Annotated in this window: 14 protein-coding genes and 1 tRNA gene; 13 read left to right on the forward strand and 2 right to left on the reverse strand. The window is 58.7% G+C overall.

Translation table 11 applies throughout. From position 1 onward, the window contains the following. Positions 1-313 precede the first annotated feature (313 nt). From JMA46_RS13985 to JMA46_RS14025, 9 genes are all read left to right on the forward strand, one after another. Positions 314-388: transfer RNA gene (locus tag JMA46_RS13985), tRNA-Gln, on the forward strand. Positions 389-490: 102 nt separating this feature from the next. Continuing rightward, the gene (gene glmU, locus JMA46_RS13990; RefSeq protein WP_207345959.1) at positions 491-1,960 is read left to right on the forward strand and encodes a bifunctional UDP-N-acetylglucosamine diphosphorylase/glucosamine-1-phosphate N-acetyltransferase GlmU; all 1,470 of its coding nucleotides are present in this window, start codon (positions 491-493) and stop codon (positions 1,958-1,960) included. 39 nt (positions 1,961-1,999) lie between these two features. Further along, positions 2,000-2,980, forward strand: coding sequence for a ribose-phosphate diphosphokinase (locus JMA46_RS13995; protein WP_207345960.1), 981 nt, complete (start codon positions 2,000-2,002; stop codon positions 2,978-2,980). Between the two features lie 295 nt (positions 2,981-3,275). Beyond that, complete coding sequence (locus tag JMA46_RS14000; RefSeq protein ID WP_207345961.1) at positions 3,276-3,854, forward strand: 50S ribosomal protein L25/general stress protein Ctc; 579 nt, start codon at positions 3,276-3,278, stop codon at positions 3,852-3,854. 9 nt (positions 3,855-3,863) lie between these two features. After that, entirely contained in the window at positions 3,864-4,436 is a 573-nt protein-coding gene (gene pth / locus JMA46_RS14005; RefSeq protein ID WP_207345962.1) for an aminoacyl-tRNA hydrolase, read from the forward strand. A 570-nt stretch (positions 4,437-5,006) separates the two neighbouring features. Then, positions 5,007-7,649, forward strand: coding sequence for a LuxR C-terminal-related transcriptional regulator (locus JMA46_RS14010; protein WP_348770179.1), 2,643 nt, complete (start codon positions 5,007-5,009; stop codon positions 7,647-7,649). Next, on the forward strand, positions 7,634-10,375 hold the full coding sequence (locus tag JMA46_RS17655) for a LuxR family transcriptional regulator (protein WP_207345964.1): 2,742 nt from the start codon (positions 7,634-7,636) through the stop codon (positions 10,373-10,375). The genes JMA46_RS14010 and JMA46_RS17655 overlap by 16 nt, the downstream gene beginning before the upstream one ends. A gap of 526 nt (positions 10,376-10,901) precedes the next feature. Continuing rightward, a complete protein-coding gene (locus tag JMA46_RS14020; RefSeq protein WP_207345965.1) occupies positions 10,902-12,473 on the forward strand; it encodes a sugar transferase in 1,572 nt (523 codons plus the stop codon). Positions 12,474-12,919: 446 nt separating this feature from the next. Next, positions 12,920-15,643: a LuxR family transcriptional regulator gene (locus JMA46_RS14025; RefSeq protein ID WP_207345966.1), complete on the forward strand. Its 2,724-nt coding sequence runs from the start codon at positions 12,920-12,922 to the stop codon at positions 15,641-15,643. Between the two features lie 186 nt (positions 15,644-15,829). Here JMA46_RS14025 and cysC read toward each other — a convergent pair whose 3' ends face one another. After that, positions 15,830-17,146, reverse strand: coding sequence for an adenylyl-sulfate kinase (gene cysC, locus JMA46_RS14030; RefSeq protein ID WP_207345967.1), 1,317 nt, complete (start codon positions 17,144-17,146; stop codon positions 15,830-15,832). 2 nt (positions 17,147-17,148) lie between these two features. Next, complete coding sequence (locus tag JMA46_RS14035) at positions 17,149-18,111, reverse strand: sulfite exporter TauE/SafE family protein (RefSeq protein ID WP_247647318.1); 963 nt, start codon at positions 18,109-18,111, stop codon at positions 17,149-17,151. Positions 18,112-18,702: 591 nt separating this feature from the next. On the opposite strand from JMA46_RS14035, the gene JMA46_RS14040 reads away from it, so the two are divergent. Genes JMA46_RS14040 through cysN form a run of 4 tightly spaced genes read left to right on the forward strand, consistent with a single transcriptional unit; the run spans position 18,703 to position 23,211 of the window. After that, positions 18,703-20,190 (forward strand): sugar transferase, encoded by a 1,488-nt coding sequence (locus JMA46_RS14040; RefSeq protein WP_207345979.1) that lies wholly within the window; start codon positions 18,703-18,705, stop codon positions 20,188-20,190. Between the two features lie 17 nt (positions 20,191-20,207). Then, positions 20,208-21,044, forward strand: coding sequence for a 3'(2'),5'-bisphosphate nucleotidase CysQ (locus JMA46_RS14045; protein WP_348770177.1), 837 nt, complete (start codon positions 20,208-20,210; stop codon positions 21,042-21,044). After that, positions 21,041-21,964: a sulfate adenylyltransferase subunit CysD gene (gene cysD / locus JMA46_RS14050; protein ID WP_207345969.1), complete on the forward strand. Its 924-nt coding sequence runs from the start codon at positions 21,041-21,043 to the stop codon at positions 21,962-21,964. The genes JMA46_RS14045 and cysD overlap by 4 nt, the downstream gene beginning before the upstream one ends. Continuing rightward, positions 21,964-23,211 (forward strand): sulfate adenylyltransferase subunit CysN, encoded by a 1,248-nt coding sequence (cysN, locus tag JMA46_RS14055; RefSeq protein WP_207345970.1) that lies wholly within the window; start codon positions 21,964-21,966, stop codon positions 23,209-23,211. The genes cysD and cysN overlap by 1 nt, the downstream gene beginning before the upstream one ends. Positions 23,212-23,318: the final 107 nt, after the last annotated feature.

The following is a 23,318-nucleotide window of genomic DNA, read 5'->3' on the forward strand; positions in this document are numbered from 1 at the left end:
CTGCAAATAATATTCATGGACCAACCCACGAATCTCATCCCTTGTATAACCCTTCGTAATTGATGACATGGCTGGCTCCTTTAATCAAAAGACACGAATGACTCACAACCAGCCTGACGTAGAGGGCAGTTCCTGTTGTGGCGCACCATTGGAACTCAACGGCTCGCAGCTGCCAGCACCCTCCGGCAACCGTGACGTTCATCACTGGGCCATGGTTCATTGGGTGGGTGCGAGGTTCTCAACTCGCGCAACTGCCTCCCGCCGTGGCACACTATATTCTCGTGAGCTTCTGGCGAGAGCAAGTGGCACATGGTCCGCCCTGGTGTAATGGCAGCACCCCAGCCTTTGGAGCTGTGGAGTATAGGTTCGAATCCTATGGGCGGAACCACATTGCGAAGGATCGGGGATCCAGACTGAGCGGGTACCATGGAACTGTTTCCCATTGAGTACGTTTAAAAACGGACATTGATCCGGGCAGGAGTGCCACTTAGTGAGCCCCAAAGAAATCCCCACCGACACACCGGCAGCCGTCATAGTTCTGGCTGCAGGCGCAGGCACCCGGATGAAGTCACGCACACCCAAGATCTTGCACACCATCGGTGGAATTTCCATGGTGGGCCATGCACTCGCAGCGGCCAAAGGGCTCAATCCCGGAAAGCTTGCCGTGGTTGTCCGTTATGAACGCGACCAGGTGGCAGCCCACATTGCCGCGCTGGATGGATCCGCGCAGATTGTGGACCAGGATGAAATACCGGGCACCGGCCGCGCCGTCCAGCAGGCGCTGGAAGCCCTCGATGCCCAGGCTGAACTGACCGGCACCGTGGTTGTCACGTACGGAGATGTTCCGCTGCTGACCACCGAGCTACTGTCCACGCTGGTCGCTACGCACACCGCCGACAACAATGCCGTGACCGTGCTGACCGCCGTTTTGGACGACGCCGCCGGCTACGGCCGTATCCTGCGCCACGAGGACGGTACCGTGTTGGGCATCCGCGAGCACAAGGACGCCACCGACGCCGAGCGCGACATCCGCGAAGTCAACTCCGGCATCTATGCCTTTGACGCGGCCGTGCTGCGCCAGGCGCTCCAGGCCGTTACCACGGACAACAACCAGGGCGAGATGTACCTCACCGACGTCCTTTCGCTGGCCAGGAACGACGGCGGCCGGGTCGCCGCCGTCTCCACCACCGACCGCTGGCAGGTAGAAGGAGCCAACGACCGCGTGCAGCTGGCTGCCCTGGGAACAGAGCACAACCGCCGGATCGTGGAGGCTTGGATGCGCGCCGGGGTGAGTGTCATTGATCCCGCCACCACATGGATCGACTCCACTGTGCAGCTGGCCCAGGACGTCACCATCCTGCCCGGCACCCAACTGCACGGACAAACCACGGTGGCCAGTGACGCCGTCGTGGGTCCGGATTCAACACTGACGGACGTACAGATCGCAGCCGGCGCCGAAGTGACCCGCACGCACGGCACCGGCGCGATCATCGGCGAGGGCGCCCACGTGGGGCCCTTCACGTACTTGCGCCCCGGCACGGTGCTGGGCGCCGACGGAAAAATTGGTGCGTTCTACGAAACGAAGAACGTCATCATCGGCCGCGGTTCCAAGCTCAGCCATCTGGGGTATGCCGGTGACGCCGAGATCGGCGAGGACACCAACATCGGCTGCGGCAACATCACAGCCAACTTCGACGGCGTGAACAAGCACCGCACCACGATCGGCTCCGGCGTGCGCACAGGCTCGAACACCGTGTTCGTGGCACCCGTGAGCGTCGGCGACGGCGCCTTCACCGGGGCAGGCGCCATTGTTCGCAAGGACGTTCCTGCCGGTGCACTGACTCTTACCGTGGCCCCGCAACGCAATGCCGAGGGCTGGACCGCCGCGAACCGCCCGGGCAGCGTCTCCGCCCAAGCAGCCGAAAAAGCCACCGAAAATGCAGCAAATGCTGCCAGCTAAGACTTCTCACCGACCCCACCCCTGCGAGAAAGCGAACCCATGAGCGAACTAGTCCATAACGTCGACAAGAAGTTGGTGTTGGCGTCCGGCCGGGCACACCCGGAGCTGGCTGAGGAAGTGGCACGCTGTTTGGGGACAGAGCTGTTGCCGATGTCCGCCTACGACTTTGCCAACGGTGAGATCTACGTCCGCTCCGGCGAGAGCGTGCGCGGCAAGGAAGTGTTCATCATCCAGGCCCACCCGGCCCCGCTGAACAACTGGCTCATGGAACAGCTGATCATGGTTGACTCCATGAAGCGCGCCTCGGCCCGTCGCATCACCGTCGTTGCGCCGTTCTACCCGTACTCGCGCCAGGACAAGAAGGGCCGCGGCCGTGAGCCGATCTCCGCCCGCCTCGTCGCCGACCTCTACAAGACCGCCGGCGCGGACCGCATCATGAGCGTGGACCTGCACACCGCGCAGATCCAGGGCTTCTTCGACGGCCCCGTGGACCACCTCTTCGCCATCCCGCTGCTCGCAGAGCACATCCGCAAGATTGTGGGGGACGACGCCGTCACTGTCGTTTCGCCCGACACCGGCCGTGTGCGCGTGGCTGAGCAGTGGGCAGAGCGTCTTGGTGGCGCACCGTTGGCGTTCGTGCACAAGTCACGTGACTTGACCGTACCCAACCAGGCTGTTTCCAAGACCGTTGTGGGCCAGGTCAAGGGACGCACCTGTGTTCTGATCGATGACATGATCGACACCGGCGGAACCATTGCCGGCGCCGTGCGCGTGTTGAAGGACGCCGGTGCGAAGGACGTCATCATCGCCGCCACGCACGCTGTGTTCTCCGACCCTGCCGCCGAGCGCCTTGCCAACTGTGGCGCCCGTGAAGTCGTGGTCACCGATACGCTGCCGATCCCGCCGGAGAAGCGCTTTGAGACACTCACGGTGCTCTCCATCGCACCCCTGCTGGCACGGGCCATCAAGGAAGTCTTCGAAGATGGCTCCGTCACCAGCTTGTTCGACGGCCACGCGTAGCAGTTGACAGCGGTCCGGGGTTCCCTCGGTGACTTTCCGGCCATCGGCGGCGGATGGCCTTGGCCTTCCTGACGTCGCCTATGGAAACTCCGGCGCTGCGGCCGCGCCCGGCACGGCACCGGTCTGCCGGGCGCTGTCGTTCTGCTATTATTGTCCAGTAAACCTTGGCGAGGGACGCCCCATTGAGTGGGTGTCCGTGATCGACTGGGTCTTCTGCGCTCCTGGCATTCGTGTTGTGGGTTGTGTCGACCTGTTTAGTCCACGCCCACACCAAAGAATGAAGGAGCGTTTTTTCATGTCTGAATTGAACCTTATCGGCGAAGCCCGCAACGAGTTCGGCAAGGGCGCGGCCCGACGCATCCGTCGTGCCAAGCAGATCCCCGCCGTCATCTACGGCCACGGCGAAGCCCCTCTGCACATCGTCCTGCCGGAGCGCGAAACCGTGCGCGCCATCCGCGGCGCCAACGCTCTTCTGAATGTCACCGTTGACGGCACCAAGCACCTGGCCCTAGTCAAGGATGTGCAGCGCGACCCCGTACTGCAGATCGTTGAGCACATTGATCTGCTGACTGTTAAGAAGGGCGAGAAGGTCATTGTTGACGTTCCCGTTGTTCTCGTTGGCGAGCCGGCTCCTTCCGTCGTTGTGAACCAGGAAGAAGTTGTTGTCAGCCTGTCCGCCGACGCAACGAACGTTCCGGTTCACGTTGAGGTTGACATCAACGGCCGCGCCGCTGGTGAGCACATCCTCGCCTCGGACCTGGTCTTGGCTGCAAACTGCGAGCTGGTGACCGACGGTGGTCTGCTGATCGTGCACTTCGCCGAGCCGGCTGTTGTTGCAGAAGCTGACGAAGACGTTGTAGCTGCTGCTGAGTAATCATCACCCATGAGTGATACTTGGCTTGTAGTCGGGCTCGGAAACCCCGGGCCCGGCTACAGCCGTAACAGGCACAATATTGGCTACATGGTGGTTGAGGAACTCGCCTCCCGCCTTGGGGCCACTTTCAAGACCCATAAAGCGAAGGCACTGGTTGCCACGGGCCGTCTGTCCGCTGGCGGGCACAAACTAATTTTGGCCAAGCCGGGCGTCTTCATGAACCTCAGTGGAAGCCCGACGGCGGCACTCGCGAAGTTCTACAACCTCCCGGCAGAGAACGCGGTTGCCATCCACGATGAAATCGACATCCCCTTTGACACGGTCAAGGTGAAGTTGGGTGGCGGTGAAGGCGGCCATAATGGCCTGCGCGATATTTCCCGGATGCTTGGCACCAAGGACTATTACCGTGTGCGCGCCGGAGTCGGCCGTCCCCCAGGACGCGCCGATGCGGCCAGCCATGTGCTCCGCGATTTTTCGACCGCCGAAAACCAGGTCTTGCCGTTTTTGATCGACAATGCTGCAGATGCTGTTGAACTGCTCATTTCCGAAGGGTTGTTGGCTGCCCAGGAAAAGTTCAACTAGAGCGCGCATTCAATGCGTGTTCGAGATGAAAACTGCTTTCAGGCTGTTGCTGAGTGATACGTGGGTGAGACCATGTTGCGGCGGGTAGCCATGAGCCGCCAACTTTCATGGGGTGGAAGCACGGTTGTACCTTCGCGTTTCGGGCCTCGTGACTACACACGGCGGACAGCCGCTGGCGGAACCTTAGCGTTCTCGGTGGACTTTCCCTTCTTAGATGTCAGGAATGATGCAGTGGCCGCCATGAATCTGCAGGTATTCCTAGAGGCCGCTGATAGCTGAACCAAGGATCGCGGGAAATCCACTGAATTCAAGCTCCTGTTCAGTCGTTGCGGCGGAAGCTGCGGGCTTATTTGCTGCTGCAGGGATCAAAGAATCGCGGAGGTGGCTCGCCACTGCGGAGATTCAGGTCACAAACGCTGTTAGAATCACAATAAGTTGCGACAGCGTGGATCGGCATCTGACCATGCGGGGGCTGCGCGACGTAGGGGAAGATCTAATATGACAGCAACTTGGGGGGTCTCAGCATCCCAAGAGTCCACTCAGGGTGAGCAGCGGCCACAACGGCGGGCTATGGGGGCTGCCGAGCGACGTCGCTGGTCATCACTTGTGCGTCAAGAAGCCATTGACACTGTGGTGGCTTCCCTCCGTTCGCCACAATTTCACGGCTCGGTCATTCTGGGGCCAAGAGGCGTGGGGAAAACCACGCTGGCGCGCAGTGTGGCCCACCGCTTGGGGGAGACAAACCATGTTGTGCGTCTTTTCGGCTCGGGGGCCGCAACTGAAGTACCGTACGCAATCTTTTCCGTTTACCTAGCGAGGTTGAACGCCCACCAGACAGAAAGCCCGTCTGCGGTTCTTGGCGGCCTGGTGGAACAGATTCTCCAAGAAGCTCATGGCAGACCCATTGTGGTGGTCATTGATGATCTCCCTGGCATAGACACTCTAAGCATGGGTGTCTTGATGCATCTTGTCCTGGGCGGCAAGGCCAAGATGCTTGTCGTAGCACGCAGTGTCGTGGATCTGCCCGAAGACCTGGTCTGGATGGTTAAGGACGGGCTTATGGCGCAACATCGGATAGGGCCGTTTTCCAGACCCGAGGTCCGGAATCTGCTAGTCAAAGCCCTGGATGGTCCTGTTGCTGAATCGGTGGTGGCGTCACTGCATGGGGCCAGCGCTGGAAACCCGCTGGTTCTCCAGGCGTTGGTTCGTGAATACCTCAGTAGCGGCTTGCTGCGGGCGAACGATGGCATTTGGGTGCCATTCGCCCGTCTTGACCAAGTCTCAGATGACATATTGCTTGAGTTGGTTGAGTCACGCCTGGCGCGTGAATCGCCATCAGTGCGAAAAAGTGTAGAGAAATTTTCCCTCCTCAATGCAGTCCCCCTTGCCACGGCCATCGACGTGCTCGGTGCCGAGTCAGTGAGCGCAACGGAAAAACGCGGCTTTTTAGCCATCGCCAATGATCGGCGCAGGACAGTCACTTTTGCTGAACCATACATTGGTGAGATTTTGCGCAACCGGCTAACAACAGCTGAAAAGGCAGCCTACTTCCAAGAGTTGAGCAACGAGCTCTCACTGGATGCAAGCACCATGGGCATGCAGGAACTGCTAACTTTCGCTGCGTGGATTCATGGCGCAGGGATGGTGCTCGAACCAACCGTGGCACTGGCCGCTGCCCAGGCGGCCCTGCACTATTTTGATCCTCAGCTGGCCTTGACCTACAGTGCTCACATTCCGGCCGGGCATCACCTTGCTGTGGAGGCAGTTCAAAAACGCAGTCGAGCCCACTACATCATGGCAAACTACGCTCAAGCGGCGGACGTGCTTGAAATAATCGAACCGGCTGTGCTGGAGAAACTCTCTGCAGCGGATTACGCCTCTTGGGCGCTGGACTTGGCTGTAGCCCTGTTGTGGATCCCGGGGAGCGATGACCGGATCGGGGAAGTCCTGGCAGCAGCAGAACTGCGCATGAACGGAGCCTCGCCGGCGGAACGCATTGAAGCTGAAAAGTTCGTCAACTTGGCACGTTTTGAGGTCCAGGTACATCGGGGTGAATTTTCTCAGGTGCTGGCAGGCCTCGAGGAAGGAAGCAGTGCATCCGGCGATCGCAAGTACAGGCTCAACTGTGCCAGCCTGCTGAGCGTTGCGTTGGCAGCAACGGGGCGTGAGCTGGACGCTGTAGAGCTCGCAGAGGCCATCGACGCGGAAACTAATGTGCACAATGTTGTGTTGCGCATGAACGACTGGCATTTTTATGGGCGTCTTTTGGCCTTGACGTGGAGCGGACAGTGGCGCAGATGCGAGGCTGAGTTGCGGCAGGCCATCGAGTATTCCAATGAGGCGCTGCACTACCGCGGCGGGGTCATGGAATTGGCACTGGGGGTGGTGTACGCGTCTGCTGGGAGGAGCATGCAGGCTGCTGAAGTGCTGCTGACAGCCGCAGCGCAGCTGGAGGTCAGGAACACCTATAAGAGTCTTGAGTTGGTGTACTCGGTCCTTGCTTGTGTCTATGTCAGGTTAGAGGAGCCGGAACAAGCCAGAAAATACCTGGCCATGGCGGACGCGGCCAACCCGCAAACACTGTGGATCAACCGAACCCTGTCCGACTATTTTCGAGCTCAGGCCCTGCATGCCTTAGGGGATCCGGAAGCCCTGCAGTCGCTGGTGCACGCAGCCAAGGTCGATTGGGAGAATGGCCGGCCCACCCCCGCATCGACAGGGCTTCTGGCTGCGGTCACGCTCGGTGTCGAAGAGCAGTATTGTTTTCTGGACGAAGTTTCACGACCTTGCCAAGGTCCGTTGGCAAGCATCAGCGTCTTGTTGGCCCGGGCATACGAGGGCAAAGCAGCGAGTTATGCCTTTGAGGCAGCAGATTTGGCCAATGACTTGGAACTGACGGCCATCGAGCAGCACGCGAACAAGCTGGCACTTGAACTCGCCATGGGTGCTGACGAAAAACGCGTGGTTCGGGAAGCTAGGATCCGGCTAAATGCGACGGCTTCCCACCAGGACGAGTTGGTGGGACATGCCGCGAAGTTATTGACACCCAGGGAGCTGCAGGTGGCGGGGTTGGCTGCACGAGGCATGACCAACAGGGAAATTGCCGCCAAAATTGGTGTTTCCATGCGTACAGTGGAAGGTCATCTGTATCAAATCTTCGCTAAGCTGGGCATCACTTCGCGTGCTGAACTTGAAAAGTGGGTAAATCTTTGAATGCCGGATCCATAGGCAAGCCACCAGCACCTGGCACGAGTTTAAAACGCCCCTTTTGTCGTCAGGCGGAGTTGGCCGACATCCTCACAGCGCTTCATGCCGAGGAATGCAGGGCTGTATTTATCACCTCCGACAGAGGACTCGGTGCGTCCACCATTTTGCGCAGGCTGGTGGAAGTTTCTATAGAACAAGTCCCCGTCCTGACAGTGCATGGTTCACAGTCGCTGGCCAGGATCCCCTACGGGGTGCTGGCGCCCTATCTTGTAGGGATGGACACTTGCAGCGGTGACTCAAGGCTGGGCGTGCTGCGGCAGCTGCTTTCAGAGATTGAGCGGCTCAGGGAAAACCTGAAAGACAACCGCAACGCAGAACTCTCGAACCGCGGAAACTTGCCTCTTGTTGTCGTCGATGACGCACATTTTATTGATGAAGGAACGGCAGAACTACTGGCAGTCCTTGCCAAAACCGGAACAATCAACGTGGTGCTGTCGCATTCAAGCCGGGATGAACTGCCTGAGCCCTTGTCAAAATTATGGACGGCAGGTGTGGCCGAAAATATATTCCTGCGCCCTTTGAATCAGGAACAGGGGCACGCCTTCTGCCAGAACATGTTGGGTGGCCCGGTGCTGCAGGCCACCAGCTGGCACTTCTGGTCCACAGCTGCAGGAAACCCGTTGTTCCTGTACTTGCTTGTCACCGAGGCAGTGGAGCAGAAGTTATTGGTCCGCCGGGGTCAAACGTGGGTTGGCGAACCTCAACTGAAGGTTCACGGCAGAGGCCTGGAGGATGCGGTCAGGTACGTGCTGCGGGGGCTTTCGGTGGAGGCGCAGCAGGCACTTAACCTGGTGGCACTCTCAGAGCCATTGAATGTCTCCTCATTTCGTGAGCTGGTCCCGGACACGGTGAGCAAGGAGCTGCTTGACTGGCGGCTGGTCAGCTACCAGCCGCCAGAATCCACGTTCGTGGTGCTGGCCAACCCCATTTATGGCGAAGTCATTCGGGAGTTGGTGCCGGTGACCCAAAGCCGTCTTCTTCATGAGCAACTGGTCAGCGACTTGAGCGGGGACGCAGATAGCAAAGAATCGCTGCTGCGCAGAGTTCTATGGGCTGTGGAAGTGGGTGCCGAGGTTGACGACCACACCATGTTGCGGGCAGCAGTCTTGGCCAGCAAAATGTTCCAGTCGGCAACGGCAATCGTTCTTGCAGACCATATTGTGGATGGTCAATACAAACTCAGAGCCACGATGGTCAAAGCCAGAGCCAAGTACAATTTGGGCGACTATCGGGGCGCTTTCAAGCTTATGGAAGCACTGCTGGAGGACGGTGCCAACATAGACGACATGCTGTTTGGCAGCATGTTGCGCGCATCGACCAGATCAGTGCTGGGCATGTCACCGAGTACGCTTTGGACGGATGCGCAGGAGCTGCGTGAAGCCGGTGAAAAATTGGCCAAGAAGGATCCAGAGCATGCAAACGCCATACGTGTGCGCTCGCAGGACGGCGCCATCATCATTGAGCTGATGGCGCTTTCGCGTTCCGGCAACTACTCGAAAATGACTGCCCTGACTTCGCTCCTGCTCGCCGAGCAGGAGCTGCCCACGGACTCGGACAGACTTAAACTGACCATGGCGCTGGCCATGGATTCGGAAAGGCTGACCGCGCAGGGGTTTCCGGTGCAAGGCATGCGGCGGGCCGCGGAGGCCTACGCCATTGAACACGTCGAAGAAAATGATGTGTACTTCTTGCCTGAGAGCATCTTGCTACGACAATTGACGGCTGTGCTGTGCGCTGGCGACTGGGCAACGGCGTCGAACATCATGGAGAAATTTTCCTTGGAAACCGGCCCCATTGTGTTTTCGTTTGGTGGAGGGGCCGGCGTTGTGCGAGGCATGGCTTTGCTGCGTGCCGGCAAGATGACCGAGGCCCTAGACGCACTGACTGCAGGACTTCAGGCCCTGCAGCTCAGCGACCCGCAGCAGTTGTTGGGTTATTGCACGGCCATGGCGGCCTATGCTGCCGCACAGCTGGGCCAGGTGGAGCTGGCGGTCCGGCTTGTGGCTGAGCATGTGGAAAGCACTGGCATGTTCGTGGTCGTGGCCCATGAACGTGCATTCGTTTCCGCTGCAATGCATGTGTTGGAGCCCGACGGCGGCGCACTGGCTGAGCTTTTGGCCCAGGCTGACGCTGCACGAGACTCGGGTTCAGCCATGCTTGAGCTGAATGCGCTGGTCTTGGCGTTGGAGCTGGGGGAGAGCAGCGTCGTGGAGCGGGTGGCGCAGGTGGCTGCTGCTGTGGAAGGGTCATGGGCGGCGTGCATGGCGCAGTACGCAGATGCTGTTCATCGTCGCGACAGCAATGCACTGGCCCAAGCCGGCGACTTTTTGGAACAGGCCGGAGTGCTGGGCTTTGCACAGCGTGCCTTCAAGAAGTCCGCAAGCCTGCGCGGCAATTCCACCACGGCACACAAGATGGCCTTGAAGGCGCGCAAGAATCAGCGCAAAGTGGTGGCAAGCCTTGCGCCATCGAATGCATCCGACAAAGCTGGTGCAAAGCAGCTGCTCACCAAGCGGGAACTTCAGGTGGCCAGCTTAGCCGCCAGCGGCATGAGCGATCGTGACATTGCACAGCAACTCACCATCGCCGCGCGAACGGTGGAGGGCCACTTGTACAGGGCGTACACGAAACTCGGCATTTCTGGCCGGGATGACTTGGCTGATGTGCTGTAGGGTGTGCAGCCCGGCTGATTCACACTCCTGAGCGTTACTGGCTGGCGCCGTCTTCCACCTTGATTGAAGCATGATATTTATGCCGATCCATGTCATTGACCGAGTAGGCGGTGTGCCGGTCTTAGGTACCCGGAGTGGAACTGAGTAGTTGCCCGCGTAGATGTTCGAGTATGGATTACTCGTGCTCTTTCGTTGCTTCTGTCGTTGACTGGAACTGTTCCAAGGTCTCGGTGGTCTCGGCATGGATGGAAGGTCTCAGGATGTTCAGCACTTCAGTGGCAGTTTGCCTTGGCTCCGGCATGTTCCTTGACCTATGGAACAGTCGTGTCATAATCCCAACCCAGCAAGGCTGGTTTCACCGACCAGACACACAGTCCACCAGAAAAAAGTGGACTCCACATTCGGAGCCGGCGGCGGATAAGCCTTTTGAGACCAAGGCTTTCCCCCAGCCGCCGTCGGCTCCTTCACCTTGCGGTGTCAGGTCCAGGGATATCAAGTGGCAGAGTGCCGGGAAGGTGTGCGCGCGATGACCGAGCTGAGGACACGTGCGCGTCTGCACAAATCGCCGTTGCTGAAGGCCAATGCTGTCGGCGCCAGGCAGAAGGGGAGCGATTCCAAACACGCCGTGTGGGACGCCCACACTGCCAGCGTTGCGGCAACAGGCCACGTCAGCGCTGCCAGCTGGTCTTCACGTTATGCCAACAGACTGCGGCTTAGCGATGCCCTTCTCTCCACAGGGGTGGTTTCCGTGGCGTACGTGTGGCGCCTTGCCGCGCGAGACCACCAGGGGTCCCTGGTTGGTTCAGAACTCGCCTACCTGTGGATATCTCTGTCAATAGTTCTCCTGTGGAACGTCGACTTGGAATGGTGTCGTTCGCGAGAAAAGCGCGTCTTCGGATCCGGTGTTGCTGAATACCGGCGAGTGGTGCAGGCGACGTTTCGTGCGTTCGGCATCATGGCCATGCTCCTGATAGTCTTCCAAGTTGGCATTTCGCGTGGTTTTTTTGCCGTGGCGCTGCCGCTGGGGATTGCTTTGCTGCTCTGTGAACGGTGGTTGTGGCGCCGTTGGCTGGACAACCAGCGCAGAGCGGGAAAATCACTCTCTAATGTTGTTGTTCTAGGTGCTCCGAAGGATGTGGAGCACGTGATCGGGCACTTGAGCAACCATTTGGTCTCCGGCTATCGTGTCGCCGCGGCGGCCCTGACCACCCTTGAGCCCGAAATGGAACTACTGCCGCCTTGGTATGAAGTCCCCGTTCTTTCGTCGATGGCAGACATAGCGGATGTGGTGAACAAGACCCGTGCCGAGGCAGTTGTGGTGGCCGGACCCCTGCCAGGTGGCCCAGGCACCATCCAGGAACTTGGATGGCGGTTGGAGGACATGTCAACAGAGCTTGTCCTCGCCTCCAGCCTGACAAACGTTGCAGGACCGCGAGTGCACTTCAGGCCCATGGAAGGCCTGCCGCTGATGCATGTTGAGCTGCCCCAGTACTCGGGTGGCAAGCATGTGGTCAAGCGTGTCATGGACATTTTGCTGGCCTCCACGGCGTTGCTTGTCCTGACCCCAGTGCTGCTGCTCTTGACGATCATAGTCAAGCTGGACTCCCGGGGCCCGGCCCTATTCTTCCAGGAACGGGTGGGCCGCAATGAAGGAACGTTCAAAATGGTGAAGTTCCGCTCCATGGTGGTTGATGCCGAAGCCCGGTTGGCTGCCTTGGAAGATGAAAATGAGGGTGCGGGCCCGCTGTTTAAAATGTCCCGTGATCCACGGATCACCCGCAGCGGCCGTTGGATGCGCAGGTTTTCCTTCGACGAGCTGCCACAGTTCTGGAATGTGCTGACAGGCCAGATGAGCCTGGTGGGTCCCCGACCGCCGTTGGCAACTGAAGTGGCACGTTATGCAAAGTCGGACCACCGGCGGCTTCTGGTCAAGCCCGGCATCACAGGTCTGTGGCAGGTTAGCGGACGCTCAGCCCTCGAATGGGACGAGTCGGTTCGGCTGGATTTGTACTATGTGGAGAACTGGTCGGTTACCGGTGACATAGTCATCCTCTGGCGCACGTTCAAAGCAGTTGTAGCGCCTGTGGGCGCCTACTAGGAACCGGCCTGTCCATACCTGCAGCTGTCCATGCCTGCAGCTGCGGGCCGAACTTGGCGAGACGTTCCAAGGTCCCGATAAGCCAACCCGGGCAGATATGCTGTGCCGCGCCGTACCGAATCTGCTGTGTCCCCTCGCCGCTGATTATCCGCAAGAACGGCGCCAAACCCGGGCGCTTGGTGCAGCCTTCGGAAGCTTCTGTCGCGAAGTTCTACATGAAACTATGCCTGCCCAGAGCCGTTGATACGAACCGTTCCCTGCTGCCGAGGTCACTTGGAGTACTTGGTTGTGCAGCTGTTTCTTCTACTTGGAGCAGGTATACTTGCACGCGCAGGAAATCTTGAGTACTTGAAATACAAGTGGCTGCTACCCGTGCTGAGTTGCCAGCAAATTCATAGAGTTTACACAGATGGACTCTTGTGGAACAGAAACGGATGGTCTCAGCCATGGCAAGCACGTCAACGGAATTTAATTATGCCAACTCATTCACCTCCGATGCTCTCGGTGGCGATGACTACATACGTGGACGTAAGACCGGATCCGGCCGGGAAGCTGTCATCGAGACCGTGCTCAAGTCACTTGCCGGGGACGCGGAGGTCGGAGTCATCCTTGTAGGTGAGTACGGAGTGGGTAAAACGTACGTCGCGCGCCAAGTTATGGAAGTCATCGGACCCAAGGTGCTTGTGCTTTCCCTCCGCTGCAGCTCGAGCGCTTCGACAATCGACTATGGTGCTTTGGGGTCGATCCTGAATGAGCTTGGTGATGTTTCCCTTGACAACCCGCTGGTGGTCTTGCGCGCCATCACCCGGGCGATCAAGGAACGGGCCAAGGGCAGGGAAGTGGTCTTGTTCGTTGACAACGTCCAGGATTTGGACGACCGCTCGGCCATGGTCATCGCTCAGCTTGCAGTCGAAGGCGTAGCGACCATATTGGCGGCGTGCGAGTCGCTAACTTCGGCCTCGGCAGAGATTATTGGCCTGTGGCGAGACGGGCTGCTGCGCAGAGTCGATATCCAGCCGTTTTCGGAGGAAGCCACCGCCGGATGGTTGGAGAATACTCTTGGAGCCCCCCTATCAGCGTCTGCCGCAAAAGCCCTGTGGAACGCCGGTGGCGGCAACCCACGGTTTTTGGACGTCGTCATACACGAGCAGATTCAAGCCCGCACACTCATCAAGCGGGATGAAGTGTGGATTGTCACAGGCGTGCCGTTCGTGTGCGGAAAGAACAGCAAAGACACCGTGATGACGGCAATCGGGGCAATTTCCCCGGAGGAGCGGCTCGTGATGGAGCTGCTGGCCTTGTCAGGAGGGCTGTCACTGAATCTATTGATGGACATTTGCGATGTCGAGGCACTTGATTCACTGCAGCAGCGTGGCTACTTGACTATTGCACGCCAAGAATTCGCAATGGTCAGGCTCTGCAACCGGCTCATGGCACAAGTCATCCGGGCGCAGGTGCCTGCAGGTCGAAGCCGTGAACTCCACCGCCTCGTTCACAACGCCCCGGAAGGCGCCGGCCCCGCGGTCTCAGTTGAGTTTGCCCTGGCGACATGGGCACTGGACTGCGGCATTCCGGTTGATCTCGAACAGGGTGTAACTGCCGCACGCGCAGCCACACGTGCCGGATATCCTGGCGAGGCCCTGAGGATATTGGAATCGCTCCCACGTCACCTAAGCCTTTCGGCCCTGATTCCCGAGACAGCCAGGGCACAGCTAGCTCTTGGCGACGCACCAAGAGCCCGCAGCCTCGTCTTTGACACGGAACTTGAGCTTGAACAGCTGTCCCTGCGCCAGTGGACTGAACTGATGTTCCTGCGCAGTGCCTTGGCACGCGGCCAGCAGCAGGAGATGGACTCGAAAGGCATCTTGTACAGCGTGAAGGCCCGCCTGGACAGCGAGGCTGGGGAGGTCGAAGGATCCGGGACTGCCGAACGGACGTCGGGGCTGGCGGACCTGCGGGAAGACTGGTCCATGAGTCTTGTGGAACAACAGATGCTTGACGGACGCTACCTGGAATCCATTGACACCCTCCAACATCTATACCAGCATGGGCGCTCCAGCGAAACCAGGCTGCTGGCGGGGAATTGGTTGATCCAAGCGTGGATTCTGACAGGACGCATGGCGGATGCTTTAAAGCTTGCAGAAGAGACCGAGCACCATTTCATGGACGGAGAGGGAGCCAGAATCGCCTTCGGCTTGACCGATTCAGCGCTTGTTGGAGCGGTGGTTACGGCCCTGACAGCCGAGGGATTGGGCCGCAACACGCTTTGGTCACCCACAGGCATGTTTATTGGCGCACGCATCACGGCCTTCGCGGAATTGGCTGACGGCATTGTGGAGGCCTACAACGGACGGGCCGAGAAGGCGCTGCTGCACCTGCTCCCTGTTGCCACTCAGCTGGACCAGCTGGGTGAGCTGGGACCATGCGCGCTGGCCTCGGCAGCTATCGCGTACTCCTATGCACTGATCGGCGACAACGATTCGGCGTTGGAGTTCCTGAACAGGGGGAAATCCGGCGTGGATTCCGCCTCCCGACTCGTTGCCACCGCCTGCTCCTACTTTCAGGTAGTTGCGACAGCCGAACTTGCTTCCAAGGAAAAAGCCATTGTGCGAATGTATGCGCTCGCTGACGAGCAACGCACATACCGTACAACTGCAGTTGAAATGGTGTTCATTCTTGCTGCGGTACGTCTGGGAAGCACCACAGGCGCACAACGGCTCGTGACGCTGGCAAGCCGTGTGCAAGGCCCCATGGGCAGGATTTGTGAAGGACTTGGCCAGGGTCTGCTCAGCAATGACGTCGTCACACTCATACGTGTGGCCGAAGCCGCCGTCAACGTCGGTGATGACCTACTTTCCCGGGATGTGGCTCGTGCAGCGCTGAAGATAGCCAGTGAAAATGCGGACAGGGAAAGCATGCGCCAAGCCCAACAGCTCATTCGTGGGGGCATGCTCAAGCTTGGTCATGTCAAGGTCAGCAGCGAAGACGGCCAGGTCCTGACGGTGCGCGAGCAGGAAATCGCTGCACAGGCCGCGGCCGGCCAAAGCAATAAGGCCATCGCGGCCCGCATGCACATCTCCGTCAGGACGGTGGAGGGACACCTGTACCAGGTGTACAGCAAGCTGCAGGTCACCTCACGAGCCGAACTTAAGGAAACCATCGTTCAGTGAGGCTTCGCTTCTCGCCCTCGGGCCGTTGGGCTGTACTCACGTCGGTGGCAGGACACCTGCTGTCCTGCCACCAAGGACTGGAACATCTGGGTTAACTGCAACGAAAAGTCGTTGACAGCAACACCCGCGGTGCGTGACTGGCAAAAAGCTACCTGGAAAATCGCGACAAACAGCAAAGACCTAACCCTAGAAATGCTGGGAAGCGGACCTAACCGGGCTTGGTTTTAAAGTGCCGGCGTCAACGAGGCAGCTGCGAATACGCGCCACAGCTTCGGCAATACTCAGCTCGGATGTATCCAGATGCAGGTCTGCATCATATGGGTACTCGTACGGTGAATCTATGCCTGTGAAATCCTTGACTTCGCCACGCCGGGCCTTTGCATATAGACCCTTTCTGTCCCTTGACTCGCAGACCGGCAGGGGAGTGGAAATATGGACCAACAGAAACCCCCCAACACGTTCAGCCATGTTCCGCACCTGTTTGCGGGTCGCGTCAAACGGGGCTATCGGTGCGCAGACAGCGATCCCGCCTGTCGCCGAAACTAGCGATGCCACCCAGCCGATGCGCTGGATGTTTGCCTCCCTGTCAGCCTTCGAGAATCCAAGGCCTGGTGAGAGGATCCTGCGGACGTCGTCGCCGTCGAGCAAGGTGAGCGGAACTGCTGTATCCTGTTGAATCTCCTCCGCCAGAGCGCGGGCCACAGTTGACTTTCCGGAGCCGGAAAGGCCCGTCAAAAAGACTACAGTGCCAGTGGGGGACAAGAGGTTCGCGGCCTCATGGACCTCGGCGGGCATCCCGTTGGCAACCGTGTAGTCAAGGACCTGGTTGGCGCCAAGGGAACGCAACACGTGCTTCTGCAGCACGTGATCCCGCCGAGATGCCTCACGGGGGTCTGCCGGCAGTACCACAAGCCCAACTTTCGCTCCGTCGATACGGAGTGCCGCGGATTCGAGTTCGTGCAACAAACTTAAAACCGTGTACCTTCCGTGGGGTTGTGGACCAGACAGCGCGACGAGCCACAGTTGTGAGTTCGTCTGAAACGCGGTAGTCATGGCGGCGGCAAGCTGCCATGGCCGGGGTGTTTCAGAGAAAACCGCGACCACGAGCGGCGAATGAGCTTGGTCGCTGAGGTGGAGTGGCTCAGTAATCCGCAGGCGCCTGACAGGTGGATGCTCCGCGCTTCTGAGCCGGGTGAGAGGACCGGCCAAGTACACGGATTCACCGTCCACAGACACATGCGAACTCTCCACGTCCAGACGGGCCAGCGGTGTGCCGTCCGGGTCGGTTAACAGCAATCCAGCTTGAGCAACTGCCTCATGTCCCACCTGCGGCGGAACTTTGAGGGAAAATGGTGCCGGCCAGTTGATGGGGACCGCCGACGGCAGGCAATACCCGTCAGCGGGTGCGAACAGCCCGCCGGAGAGTAGCTCCAGCTCGTCGAGGCTGGCACCCGAGAGGGCCAGCATCGCGGCCGTGGCGCCGCTTCGATCAGTTGTTATCATGTTCAATTCTCCTTGTCAAGGGGGCCCGTGCCCACGCAGGCAGCAGCCTGCTGTCGTTGATGGCTTTCTGTCGTGGCCAGGGCTGGCAGGCCGTGGCGTTGGCGCACAACCATCCAGATCAGAGGGGCAGTGACCAGCAGCACGGCCAAGACGACCCCCGTGGCGAGGTTGGGAACTCCAAGCATTTTCAATGCGGAGGCCAGCAGCACAAAGGCCAACGCCCTCCTGACGAATCCACCCGACAGTCTGCTGGACAGCTGTGCACCGATGTAGACACCCGGTATGCTGCCAATCAGCAACGGAATGGTTAGAGCAAGGTCAAGGTCGCCAAAGAACGTATGGCCCAGAGCGGCAGCCGCCACCAGCGGCACCGCCTGGAGCAGGTCAGTGCCGACCAGCTGGTTGGCTTTCATTGCCGGATATAGTGCCATCATGCCGATGATCATGATGGATCCCGAACCCACCGATGTCATCCCGACGACGACACCGCCGAGAACCCCCAACAACACTGTGGGAACAGGCCTGACCCGAAACTCCGCCCGCACTTCCGGCGCTGGCGGCATTGAACGTTCCTTGGCCCTTTGGACCAGCTTGATGTAGGAACGAACTGCCAACAGCACGGCCGAAAGCAGCAAGGCAGCCCCCAAGGCGGTCCGGACGCCAGCTTGGACGGCTTCACCCGGTCCCATCCACTTCAGTATGAGGACCCCGCAAAACGCTGCCGGCACTGAACCGACAGCCAGCCACTTCACCACTGACAAATTCACCGTATTTCGCCTCAAGTGAACCAGTGAACCAATAGGTTTCATTACGGCGCTGGCGACCAGGTCACTAGACACCGCAGCCAAGGGGGGAACCCCAAAGAACAACACGAGGGCCGGTGTCATCAAGGCCCCACCGCCCATGCCTGTCAGTCCAACCACAATTGCCACCCCGAAAGCGGCCACACCCATCCAAATGTCCATAGCCACAGATTGTGCCAGCACGGCCATACGTGGGGGTATGCGTAATTTCGGCTCCTACCGAGTGGTGGTTGCAAGGCAGCTAAGCCGCAGCGACGGGAGAAAGGTGGGTATGGATGCGGGCAGCAACACAAAACAAGTAGTTGTTCGTGCAGTGCGCGTAGCCACCGGGTTGGAAACGGGTGAACGGTACTGATGTAGACCGGCCTGATTCGCCATAACGTTGAGACATCAACATTCGGAAACATCTTGAACATGTCGAAAACGCATCGTCTCAGCGTTTCGGACGGAAAAGTTCTACAAGTCTTTGGAAAGGTCTCAGGGGGTCTACATAATGTGGTCAAGTTGCGGGGCTCATCCCTGGGAAAATCTGAACTCACTTGTGATGCTTCAAAATGTTGGACAATATCATGCCCGAGCAACGCCCTCCAGGAAAACATACATTCCTGGTGGGCTGCTCCCACATTCGGGACCGGCGACGGAAAAGTCTTCTGAGACCAAGACTTTCCCCCAGCCGTCGTCGGTCCTCTCCACCATCAGTTTCGAAGCTAAGCGGTTGGCATGAGCCGGCTTGAGGGACCAATCGACAAATCGATGGGCCTGAGCTTCCGACCTGAGATAAGGTCCCGATTGCTCCGGACGCCCGTTGCGGAATCCGGAGCAAGTTGGGCCAATAGGTACCAGCAACTCCTATGGCTGTCGGATACGGTCGTGCTCGTGGTTGTACTGCTTCTGGCCGCACAACTGAGGTTTGGCCCCGGTGGCGGTGAGTTGGGAATTGCCACCTTTGAGATTGGCTATCCAACCTTTTCGGTGGTAGTTGCGGTTCTCTGGCTGGCAACTTTGGGAATATACCGGACCCGCGACATTCGCGTGCTGGGACTTGGCCTTGATGAATACAAGCGGGTAGTCTCCGCTACGGTCTCCTTGCTGGGAATCTTGGCCATCTTGGCCATGGCACTCAGCATTGAAGTGGCGCGAGGTTACTTTGCTCTTGCCTTTCCGCTCGGTATTGCAGGGCTCCTAGCGTCCCGCTGGATCATGCGTAGCTGGTTGAACTGGCAACGTCTGTCCGGGCATTACCTGGCCCGCGTCATTGTTCTGGGCCGGCGCAGGGACGTCAGCTACGTGATTGGGCAAGTTCGAAAGAAGTCCGGAGCCGCGTACCAAGTCATCGGTGTGGCCCTGCCGGACGGCAACTCCCAAACATTTATGAAGGACGGGAAAGAGAACGTGCCGGTGGTGGCGTCAATCACGACGGTCGTGGATGCAGTCAAAAAGTTCAATGTAGACGCCGTCATCGTTGCAGGGCCCGTTAGGGGCGGAAGTAGGTACGTGCAGGAACTCGGCTGGGACCTTGAAGGAACCGATACGGAGATTATTTTGGCTACCGGCCTGACCAGCGTGGCCGGACCCCGCATACATGCCAGACCAGTGGAGGGGCTGCCGCTGATGCATGTTGAACTCCCACAGTACAAGGGGATGAAGCATGCGTTGAAGAGGATCTTGGACATAACTTTTTCGGCGGCGGCCCTACTGATCCTGCTACCCGTGTTTATCGTCCTGGCAATCGTTATTCACCGCAACAGCCCCGGTCGCGTGTTTTTCCGGCAGGAACGGATCGGACGGACGGGGGAAAAGTTCTTCATGTACAAGTTCCGCTCCATGGTCCAAACCGCCGAGGACGACAAAGCCGCGCTGCTGGCACTGAATGAAGGCGCGGGTCCCCTCTTTAAGCTGCGTGACGATCCCAGGGTTACCAACGTCGGGCAATGGCTTCGCAAGTACTCGCTGGACGAGCTGCCCCAATTCTGGAACGTTTTGATCGGTGACATGAGCCTCGTCGGTCCGCGGCCCCCGTTGGCCAGTGAAGTGGAAAAGTACGAGAAACGCGTTCTGCGGAAACTCTATATCAAACCGGGCTTGACAGGCATGTGGCAAGTCAATGGCCGCTCGGAGCTTGACTGGCAGGACAGCGTCAGGCTGGATCTTTACTACGTCGAAAACTGGTCATTGGCCGGTGATCTGCTGATCCTTTTGCGGACAGCAAAAATGCTAATTAGACCAGAGGGGGCATTCTAATGATCAGATACCAAAACGTGACAAACCCACAAGGTCGGGTTGCGGAACCACTTGGCGTCGGCCGGGACCAGGCGCTGGCAGTCTCGCTTGCACGGGACGCCGGAAAAATGCTCGTGGAACTCCAGCAGCAAGCGAGTGAACAACATGTTGGCGGTCCGGAACTCAAGGCCAGAGGCGACAAGCTTTCCCAGGACTTTTTGGCCGAGATGCTGGGACGTGAACGGCCAGCTGACGCGGTCCTGTCTGAGGAAGCGACGGACAATCTCGACCGCCTCGCTGCGAAGCGGGTATGGATCATCGATCCCTTGGACGGAACTAGGGAGTTCTCCGAAGGCAGGAAGGACTGGGCTGTCCATGTGGCGCTGTGGGAGGAAGGCTCTCTTGTTGCAGGTGCCGTGGCGCTTCCAGGCATGGGCACCATGATTGGCCAGGACCGCCCCGCAGGGAAGCCGAATTTCAGCGATGGAACGCGCCTGCGAATCGCAGTTTCGCGCAGCCGCCCCCCGGAATTTGCATTGCGGGTTGCGGAAGAACTGGACGCTGAACTCGTGCCGATGGGATCCGCCGGTTACAAGACCTGGGCCGTCACCGCCGGCGAGGTGGATGCCTACCTGCATGCGGGCGGTCAGTATGAATGGGATTCGGCAGCACCGGTGTTTGCCGCACGCGCGGAGGGCATGCACACCAGCCGGATCGATGGCACACCCCTGGAATACAACCAGGCCCATCCCTACCTTCCAGATTTGCTGGTGTGCCAGCCGCACATCGGTTCGCTGCTATTGAACGCCATCGGCAGGGCGCTTACTGCCGAAACGGAAAAAGTTAAGACATTTGCTGAGGGGGGCTTGAAATGATTGATACAGACAGACGACAGACCAAACGACACCTGACACAACTTCAGGTATTGGAAGCCGAGGCCATCTACATCATTCGCGAAGTTGTTGCGGAAGTGGAGAACCCGGCCATGATGTTCTCCGGTGGCAAAGACTCGATAGTCATGCTCCACCTTGCGGCCAAGGCGTTCGCGCCGTCGGCCATACCGTTTCCCGTTTTGCACATCGACACCGGGCACAACTTCCCCGAAGTCCTTGAATTTCGTGATCTTTGCGTCTCCAAATATCGGGTCAACCTGGTGGTGGGATCCGTGCAGGACGCCATCGATCGCAACGTGGTCTTTGAGGACCGCAGTGGCTCCCGTAACCGAATCCAGACCCCGGTGCTCTTGGAAACTGCAGCAAAGCACGGCTTCAACGCCTTGATGGGAGGGGCCCGCCGCGACGAGGAAAAGGCCAGGGCCAAAGAGCGGGTGTTCTCCTTCCGGGATGAGTTTGGCCAGTGGGACCCCAAGAGCCAGCGTCCTGAGCTGTGGAGCATCTACAACGCGCAAGTGCACGTGGGTGAGAGCATCCGGGTGTTTCCGCTGTCGAACTGGACAGAACTTGATATCTGGGAATATATCGCGGCAGAAGGAATAGGTGTCCCGCCGATTTACTACGCGCACCAGCGTGAAGTCTTTGAGCGCAATGGGATGTGGTTCGCCGCCAACAACTTCTGTCAGCCCACTGCCAACGAACCCACGGAGGTCAAGTCCGTGCGGTACCGGACAGTGGGCGATGCAACCTTGACAGCCGCAGTGCTCTCCGAAGCAGACACGGTGGAGAAGGTTATTGAAGAAGTAAGTGTCACACGGATAACCGAACGCGGAGCCACCCGTGGTGACGATAAATTCAGTGAAGCCGCCATGGAAGACCGGAAAAAGGAAGGATACTTCTGATGGATCTGCTCAGATTTGCCACAGCTGGATCAGTGGACGACGGGAAAAGTACGCTCATTGGTCGCTTGCTCTATGACTCAAAGTCGATCTTTACCGATCAACTTGAAGCTGTAGAACGTGCCAGTGTCAGCATGGGCGCTGAATATACCGAACTTGCGCTGCTGACCGACGGCCTGCGGGCCGAGAGGGAACAAGGGATCACCATTGATGTGGCCTACCGCTATTTTGCAACGGCCAAGCGAAAGTTCATCATCGCCGACACTCCGGGTCATATCCAGTACACCCGGAACATGGTCACAGGGGCATCCACGGCGGACCTCGCCATAGTCCTGGTGGACGCACGGAAGGGAATTCTGGAACAGAGCCGCAGGCACGCATTCCTTGTTTCCCTGCTTAGAGTCCCGCATTTGGTCCTGGCCATCAACAAGATGGATTTAGTGGGGTGGTCCGAAGAAAGATTTGAGGAGATCCGCGACGAATTCATTGAATTTGCTGCAAAGCTGGACATCCCTGATTTGACGGTTATTCCGGTGTCCGCACTTACCGGCGACAATGTTGTGTCGATGTCTGACAACATGCCCTGGTATACAGGTACACCATTGCTTAATCATTTGGAAAATGTTTATGTGGGCAGCGACAGAAACTTGGTTGATGGCAGATTCCCTGTCCAATATGTGGTCCGGCCCCATTCAAATCAATTTCATGACTACCGGGGATATGCGGGAAAAATTGCCAGCGGTGTGATGAAGGTTGGCGATGAAGTGATCGTACTGCCCAGCGGGATGCCGTCACGCATCTCGGGCATAGACTACGGCGGCAAGGCGGTCGAGGAAGCGTTTGCTCCCATGTCGGTGACCGTGCGGCTGGAGGACGATATTGACATCTCCCGCGGGGACATGATCTGCCGGCCCAACAATCAGCCGGAAGTCTCCCAGGATATTGACGCCATGGTTGCCTGGATGAGTGACGAACCCCTGCGGCCCGGGCAAAAATTCGCCATAAAGCACACCACGCGCCGGACTAGGGCATTCGTCAAGGACATCTATTACGAACTTGACGTCAACACCCTGCACCGGAACGAGGGGGCCAGCGCGTTGCAGCTGAACATGATCGGCCGTGTCAAACTGCGCACAACCAGCCCCCTGCTGGCAGACCCCTACAGCCGCAACCGGGAGACCGGTGGATTTGTGCTCATCGATGAGCGTAGCAATGCAACCGTCGGGGCCGGCATGGTGGTTCGCGCATAGCTACCATTCGTCGGCGCCACTAATTGGGGAGAATCCCACGCAGGGATTCTCTCCAATTGTGCTGCAGGTTTATATTCTTATAAGACTACCTGCAGTCCCCATAAAGT

Source organism: Arthrobacter sp. E3, from assembly GCF_017353415.1.
Taxonomy (GTDB): domain Bacteria; phylum Actinomycetota; class Actinomycetes; order Actinomycetales; family Micrococcaceae; genus Specibacter.